This is a genomic window from Streptomyces sp. NPDC055078 (assembly GCF_053607985.1).
Map to the genome: position 1 here is coordinate 1 of NZ_JBSGUP010000413.1, position 7,313 is coordinate 7,313.

General features: G+C 66.7%; 5 protein-coding genes and 1 pseudogene. All 6 read left to right on the top strand.

The annotated features are described in order from the left end of the window. Positions 1 to 210 (top strand): annotated as a pseudogene (locus ACWF94_RS27770) (hypothetical protein); the annotation flags it as partial. A gap of 910 nt (positions 211 to 1,120) precedes the next feature. Further along, entirely contained in the window at positions 1,121 to 2,572 is a 1,452-nt protein-coding gene (gene ngcE / locus ACWF94_RS27775) for an N-acetylglucosamine/diacetylchitobiose ABC transporter substrate-binding protein (protein ID WP_453494139.1), read from the top strand. A gap of 53 nt (positions 2,573 to 2,625) precedes the next feature. Next, on the top strand, positions 2,626 to 3,546 hold the full coding sequence (locus ACWF94_RS27780) for a carbohydrate ABC transporter permease (RefSeq protein ID WP_453494142.1): 921 nt from the start codon (positions 2,626 to 2,628) through the stop codon (positions 3,544 to 3,546). Position 3,547: 1 nt separating this feature from the next. Further along, positions 3,548 to 4,471, top strand: coding sequence for a carbohydrate ABC transporter permease (locus ACWF94_RS27785; protein ID WP_453494145.1), 924 nt, complete (start codon positions 3,548 to 3,550; stop codon positions 4,469 to 4,471). Positions 4,472 to 4,910: 439 nt separating this feature from the next. Next, positions 4,911 to 6,140, top strand: a complete 1,230-nt coding sequence (locus ACWF94_RS27790; protein ID WP_453494148.1) for an ROK family transcriptional regulator — start codon at positions 4,911 to 4,913, stop codon at positions 6,138 to 6,140. Between the two features lie 102 nt (positions 6,141 to 6,242). Next, positions 6,243 to 7,313, top strand: a 1,071-nt coding sequence (locus ACWF94_RS27795; protein ID WP_453494151.1) for a substrate-binding domain-containing protein, incomplete at its 3' end; no start/stop codon positions are given.

Sequence of the window (7,313 nt, forward strand, 5' to 3'; positions counted from 1 at the left end):
GCGGAGGGTGTGGTCGGCCTCGGTGTCGAGGACGGCGTGCTGGTGGCAGTGGGTCTGGCCGGTGACGGGGCGGTCGAGGCGGGGTGGCTGGTAGTCGGCGGCGAGGAGGGCCCGGCGTCACCTTCGTCCCCCTCACCGACGCACCCCCACTCCCGGTCAGCCTCGCCTGGCCGGACCGCACCACCCACCCGGCCCTCCCGGCACTGGTGAGGCTGGCGCAGGAGATCACGGCGGGGGCGTGAGGGGAGCCGCCCTGAGCCGGGTGCCACCCTCAGGGGATGCCCGGAACACCCGAACTCCCCGCCCTGAGGTCACGCCGGGCGGGCGGGCCCGATCGCCCGGTACCGGGATGCGCAAGAAATCCGGCCATGTTTCCGCCGGGTGGAGAACGGCCGGGGTGATTTCCCTGTTTCCCCTGCTTTGGCGCTTTCGCCCCTGGCGAGCGACTCCACCACTTTGTCAGTGATATTTCCCGCTATTCCGACAGGGTGCTGTCGCCGGACTCGGAAGATCATTTCTGGCCGCCCGTTCCGGTGCAACCGATATTGCGGCGGCCCGGTGCGCGCCCGTCCCATTCGGGCGGGCGGTTTCGGGCAGGGCGGTTTCGGGCCGGCCCGCACGAGCCGGCTCTCGCACGGAAGGTGGCGACGGACAACGTTGTCACCTCTTTGTGCAGGGGGTGCTACGGGCTCAAGTGACTCGTGGGGTCAGAGGTGCTGGTGTGGTGTCGCGGTTGGAATGTCGCGTTCCGCTAAGAGTGATGTGGTCAAATGGGCGGCCACGGGGCTCAGATATACGTGAGGTCTCAACTCGGGAAAGACTGCCGACCAACCTTGCTTTCGATCTTGCTCCGTTGACGTGAAGTGGACTATACCTGTCGGCACCCGCACAGCTGTTGCACACAGTGCGGGCCAGGGGGAACCGGGAAGGCGGTCAGCCGTGCGCTTATTCACTGCTGCCCGTGAACCGATCACTCTGTCGACCGTGCATCACCTGAGCTTCACTGATTTCCCCCGGGGAAACACAGCAACTGACCGCGGTAACGGGGCCCTTCGCCTGAGGCGAGACGTACGGGCGACCGGTTCACCGCCTGAGTCCTGATGAAGGCGAGGACTTGAGCATGGGATCCACCTCCGCCCACAACAACACCAATGAGGGCCTCGGCCGTCGTAGTCTGATCAAGCGGTCCGCCGCACTCGGCCTGTTGACGGTTCCGACCATGAGCTTCCTGTCCGCCTGCGCGAGCGGCGACGGCGACAAGGACAAGGGCGTCGACAAGGGCAAGACCAGCGCGAAGAACCCGCTGGGCGTCAATGAGACCGCACCGCTCGAAGTCGTCATCTTCAACGGCGGTTTCGGCGACAAGTACGCCCTCGACGCCGAGAAGAAGTACGAGGCTTCCTTCCCGAAGGTGAAGGTCAAGCACCAGTCGACCCAGAAGATCCAGTCGGTCCTCCAGCCGCGGTTCAACGGCGGCACCCCGCCGGACCTGATCGACAACTCCGGTGCCGAGCAGATGGACATGGGTGTCCTGGTCGGCAAGAAGCAGCTGCTCGACCTCACCCCGCTGATGGACGCCCCTTCCATCGACGACCCGAACAAGAAGGTCCGCGACACCCTGCGGCCGGGTGTGCTGGAGATGGGCCAGTTCGACGGCGACCCGGTCTGGATCATGTACTACGCCTACACCGTGTACGGCGTGTGGTACTCGCAGACCGCGCTGGAGAAGCTCGACGCCACCTACCCGGAGACCTGGGACGACATGCTCGCCCTGTGTGCGAAGGCCAAGAAGGAGGGCATCGCGGGCTGGACCTACCCGGGCAAGTACCCGTACTACCTGCCGTTCTCCCTCTTCCCGTTCATTGCCAAGATCGGTGGCAATGAGGTCCTGGACAAGATCGACAACCTGGAGCCCAACGCCTGGAAGGACCCGGCCGTCAAGTCCGCCTTCGAGGCGTACTACGAGCTGTTCAAGAAGGGGTACATCCTCAAGGGGACCCCCGGTATGACCCACATCCAGTCGCAGACCTCCTGGGCCAAGGGCGATGCGCTCTTCATCCCCAACGGCTCCTGGGTGGAGAACGAGTCCGCGAACGTCATTCCCAAGGACTTCAAGCTGTCGGTGTCGGCGCCGTCCAGCCTGGACGCCTCCGACAAGATGCCGTTCGGCACCCTCTGGGCCTCCGGCGGTGAACCCTTCGTCGTCCCCGCGAACGCGAAGAACCCGCAGGGCGGCATGGAGCAGCTGCGCATCATGCTCAGCGAGGAGTCGTCGAAGAACTTCACCGGCCACACCAAGTCGCTGAGCGCCCTCAACGGCGGCACCGACGGTGTGGAGATGCCCCCCGGCCTCGCGTCCGGCGTCGCGGCCCTGACGAAGGCCGGAACCAACGTCGTCAACCCCCGGCTCCAGGACTGGTATGTCAAGCTCAACAAGGAGCAGATCGGCATCTCCGCCCTGGGCGAGATGATGGCCGGCCGTCTCACCCCCGCTGAGACGATCACGAAGATCCAGAAGTTCGCCGACGCGGCGGCGAAGGATCAGTCGATCAAGCACTACAAGCACCAGTGAGGGACTGTCACCAGCGGCGGCGGCAACCGTGGGAAGATCGAGGTCGGTAAACCATGCAGCACGGCAAGTACCGGTTCATCGTGGGGTTCCTGGCGGCCCCACTGGCGTTGTACGCACTCTTCGTCATCTGGCCGTTCATCCAGTCCATCTACTACTCGTTCACGGACTGGACCGGTCTGAGCCCGGACTTCAAGGTGGTCGGCTTCGACAACTACCAGAGGATGTGGGACGACGACGTCTTCTGGAAGTCCCTTCAGCACAGTGTGCTTCTCGCGCTGCTGCTGCCGCTGGTGACGCTCGGCCTCGCGCTGTTCTTCGCCTTCATGCTCAACGTCGGGGGGCGGCGGCGGAAGGGCGCCGCGATCGCCGGCGTACGGGGCTCCTCCTTCTACAAGATCGCCTACTTCTTCCCCCAGGTGCTGTCGATCGCGATCGTCGCCCTGCTGTTCCAGTTCGCGTACAACCCGAAGGACGGAGCGATCAACTCCGTACTCGAAGCGGTCGGGGTCGATGAACCACCCCTGTGGCTGGGCGATCCGGATCTCGCGCTCTGGTGCATCATGGTCGTCCTCGTCTGGAGCACCGTCGGGTTCTTCGTCGTCCTCTTCTCGGCGGGCATGGCGTCCATCCCCAAGGACTTCTACGAGGCCGCGCTGCTGGACGGCGCCAACCGCATCACCACCTTCTTCCGCATCACGCTGCCACTGCTGTGGGACACCATCCAGTCCGGCTGGGTCTATATGGGCATCCTGGCGCTGGGTGCGGAGGCGTTCGCGGTGGTGCAGATCATGTCCGTGGGGCCGGGCGGTCCCGACTACGCCACGACCGTTCTGCCGCTGCACGTCTACCAGACGGCGTTCCGCGACGGACAGGCTGCGTACGCAACGACGATCGGTGTCGCGCTGCTCCTCGTCACGCTGGTCTTCGCGGCCATCGTGATGCGGCTGGGCCGGCGCGAGCGGCTGGAGTACTGAAGTGAAGACGACCGAAACCCCGCCCGCGGACGCCACCGAGCCCACGGCGGTCCGCCCGACATCCGAACCGACACCGGGCAAGGCCAGGAAGAAGGCGACCGAGGGCGGAGTCCTCAATGTCTTCTCGCACGGGATGCTGATCCTGTGGGCCTTCATGGTCGTGATCCCGCTGCTGTGGGCCGTCGTGTCGTCCTTCAAGGACGACAACTCGATCCTCAGCTCGCCCTGGGCGCTCCCGGACAAGATCCACTTCGAGAACTGGTCCCGGGCCTGGACCGAGGCCAAGATGAGCGAGTACTTCCTCAACACCATTGTGGTGGTGGGGGGTTCGCTGGTCGGGACACTGCTGCTCGGCTCGATGGCGGCCTATGTGCTGGCCCGCTTCTCCTTCCCCGGGAACCGTTTCCTCTACTACCTCTTCATCGGGGGAATGAGCTTCCCGGTCATGCTCGCGCTGGTGCCGTTGTTCTATGTGCTCAACAACATGTCCCTGCTGAACACCACGCACGGCCTGATCCTGGTGTACATCGCCTACTCACTGCCGTTCACGGTGTTCTTCCTGACCGCCTTCTTCCGGACGCTGCCATCGTCGGTGGCGGAGGCGGCCATGATCGACGGGGCGTCGCACACCCGGACCTTCTTCCAGGTCATGCTGCCGATGGCGAGGCCCGGACTGATCAGTGTGGGCATCTTCAACTTCCTGGGGCAGTGGAACCAGTACATGCTGCCGACGGTGCTCAACACCGATCCGGACAAGAAGGTGCTCTCGCAGGGTCTGGTGGAGCTGGCGGTGAGCCAGGGCTACAAGGGTGACTGGTCCGGGCTCTTCGCCGGACTGGTGATGGCCATGCTGCCGGTGCTGGCCGCGTACATCATCTTCCAGCGCCAGGTGGTGGCGGGGCTGACGGCGGGCGCGGTGAAGTAGGCCGCGCGTCCGTTCGGCGCCGCCGGGGTTCCACTCCCTCGGCACCGCCGGGGTTCCACTCCCTCGGCACCTTCGGGGACACCCCCGCAGGGAGCCGCGTCCCGCCTCCGGCCGGCGCGCTTCCCCTGCGGGGGTGTCCCCGGTCCCGGGACGGGCTCGACGCCCGCACCCGCGCCCGGCAAGCCCCCCGGTCAGGGCTCCGCGGGCCGGACCGCGCCCGGCGGCGGTGACCCCGTCCGTACGACCCGCAAAACGAGTCCCCCCGGTGGATCTTCACCGGGGGGTATTTGGTGTGCTTCGTGCTCAAGGGCTTGACGTGATATCCCCGGGACAGTGAGCTTGGCCTTCACAAGTTGGAGATATGCCGGGGTCCCGTCAGGGGATCTCCGGTCGGCGGACGGCCGTCGTGCCGCTCGCCGGGAGCGGAAGTGGATGAGCAATGGAGACTCCGGGATCGCAGTCCTCGCTGCACCGGGCCAACCTCGAACGGGTCGTACGGGCCGTCCGTATGGCGGGTTCGCTGACCCAGGCCGAGATCGCGCGGAGCACCGGGCTGTCGGCGGCCACGGTCTCCAATATCGTCCGTGAGCTGAAGGACGGCGGAACCGTCGAGGTCACCCCCACCTCCGCGGGGGGCCGCCGGGCCCGCAGCATCTCGCTGAGCGGTGCCGCGGGCGTGGTGATCGGCGTCGACTTCGGGCACACCCACCTGCGGGTCGCGGTCGCCGACCTGGCCCACCGGGTCCTCGCCGAGGAGGCGGAGCCGCTCGATGTGGACGCCTCGTCCGAGCATGGCTTCGGCCGGGCGGAAGTGCTGGTCAACCGGATGATCGAGGCCACCGGTGTGTCACGCGAGAAGGTGATCGGCGTCGGCCTCGGAGTCCCGGGACCGATCGACGGCGAGTCGGGCACGCTCGGCGCGACCTCGATGCTCCCGGGGTGGATCGGCACGAACCCCAGCAAGGAGATGGCCGAGCGGCTCGGCGTCGCCGTCCATGTGGACAACGACGCCAACCTCGGCGCGCTGGGCGAGCTGGTCTGGGGCAGCGGACGCGGGGTGCGCGATCTCGCGTACATCAAGGTCGCCGGCGGGGTCGGTGCCGGTCTGGTGATCGACGGCCAGGTCTACCGGGGCACCGGCGGCACGGCCGGGGAGATCGGGCACATCACCCTGGACGAGTCGGGGCCCGTCTGCCGCTGCGGCAACCGGGGCTGTCTGGAGACCTTCGCCGCCGCCCGCTATGTCCTGCCGCTGCTGCGGCCCAGCCATGGCGCCGATCTGACGATGGCGGGCGTCGTCCGGCTGGCCCGCGACGGTGACCTGGGCTGCCGCCGGGTCATCGCCGACGTCGGCCGCCATGTCGGCAGCGCGGTCGCCACCCTCTGCAATCTGCTCAATCCGAGCCGCGTCATTCTGGGCGGGGACCTCGCGGAGGCCGGAGAGCTGGTCATCGGGCCCATCCGGGAATCCCTTTCCCGGTACGCGATCCCCAGCGCGGCGAGCCGGCTCTCGGTGGTTCCGGGCGCCCTGGGCGGGCGGGCCGAAGTGCTCGGCGCACTCGCTCTGGTGCTCAGCGAAATGGGCGATTCCACCCTTCTCGACGACTCCTCGCCGACGGGCGCGAGTTCTTCACTTAGAGAACACATGGCACCGTTGTCATCTCGTTAAGAATTTACTCCTTGACGCCTTCCGCGCGGCCGAGTTGACTGCCAGCCACCTCGGCCGCAACGACGCGGCCGCGTCAGGGAGGTTCGTCAAGTGAACGCACATCTGCGTCGCGCCGCCATGGCCACCGCCGCCGCCGCGATGGCGGTCTCGCTAGCGGCCTGCGGCAGCGCCAAGGAGTCCGGTGACAAGGCCAAGAAGTCGACCGGCGCCAAGGGCGATGACATCAGCGTCGGCCTGCTGCTTCCCGAGAACCAGACCGCGCGCTACGAGAAGTTCGACAAGCCGCTCATCGAGAAGAAGATCACCGAGCTGACGGACGGCAAGGGCAAGGTCGTCTACGCCAACGCCAAGCAGGACGCCACACTCCAGACGCAGCAGATCGACACGATGATCACCAACAAGGTCGATGTGCTGATCCTCGACTCCGTCGACGCCAAGGCCGCCGCGGGCGGGGTGAAGAGGGCGAAGGACGCCGGTATTCCCGTCGTCGCCTTCGACCGGCTCGCCGAGGGCCCGATCGACGCCTACACCTCCTTCGACAACGAGGAGGTCGGCCGGGTCCAGGGCAAGGCCCTGCTCACCGCGCTCGGCGCCAAGGCCAAGGACGGCCAGATCGTGATGATGCACGGCTCGATCACCGACCCGAACGCCGCCCTCTACAAGAAGGGTTCCCACGCCGAACTCCACGGCAAGGTGAACATCGGCAAGGAGTACGACACCAAGGAGTGGAAGCCGGAGAACGCCAACACCAATATGGCGGCGGCGATCTCCGCACTCGGCAAGGACAAGATCATCGGGGTGTACTCCGCCAACGACGGCATGGCGGGCGGCATCATCACCGCCCTGAAGGCCGCGGGCATCACCAAGCTCCCGCCCGTCACCGGCCAGGACGCCGAACTGGCCGCCGTACAGCGCATCGTGGCCGGAGAGCAGTACGCCAGCGTCTACAAGCCCTACGCGGGCGAGGCCGCCGCAGCCGCCGAGATGGCCGTCGCACTCGCCAAGGGCGAGAAGCTCGACGCGATCGCCAAGGACTCGGTGGACAGCCCGACGACCCAGGGCGTCCCCTCGATCCTCGTCCCGGTCGTCTCTCTGACCAAGGACAACATCAAGGACACCGTCCTCAAGGACGGCATCTATACGGTCCAGGAGATCTGCACCCCGAAGTACCAG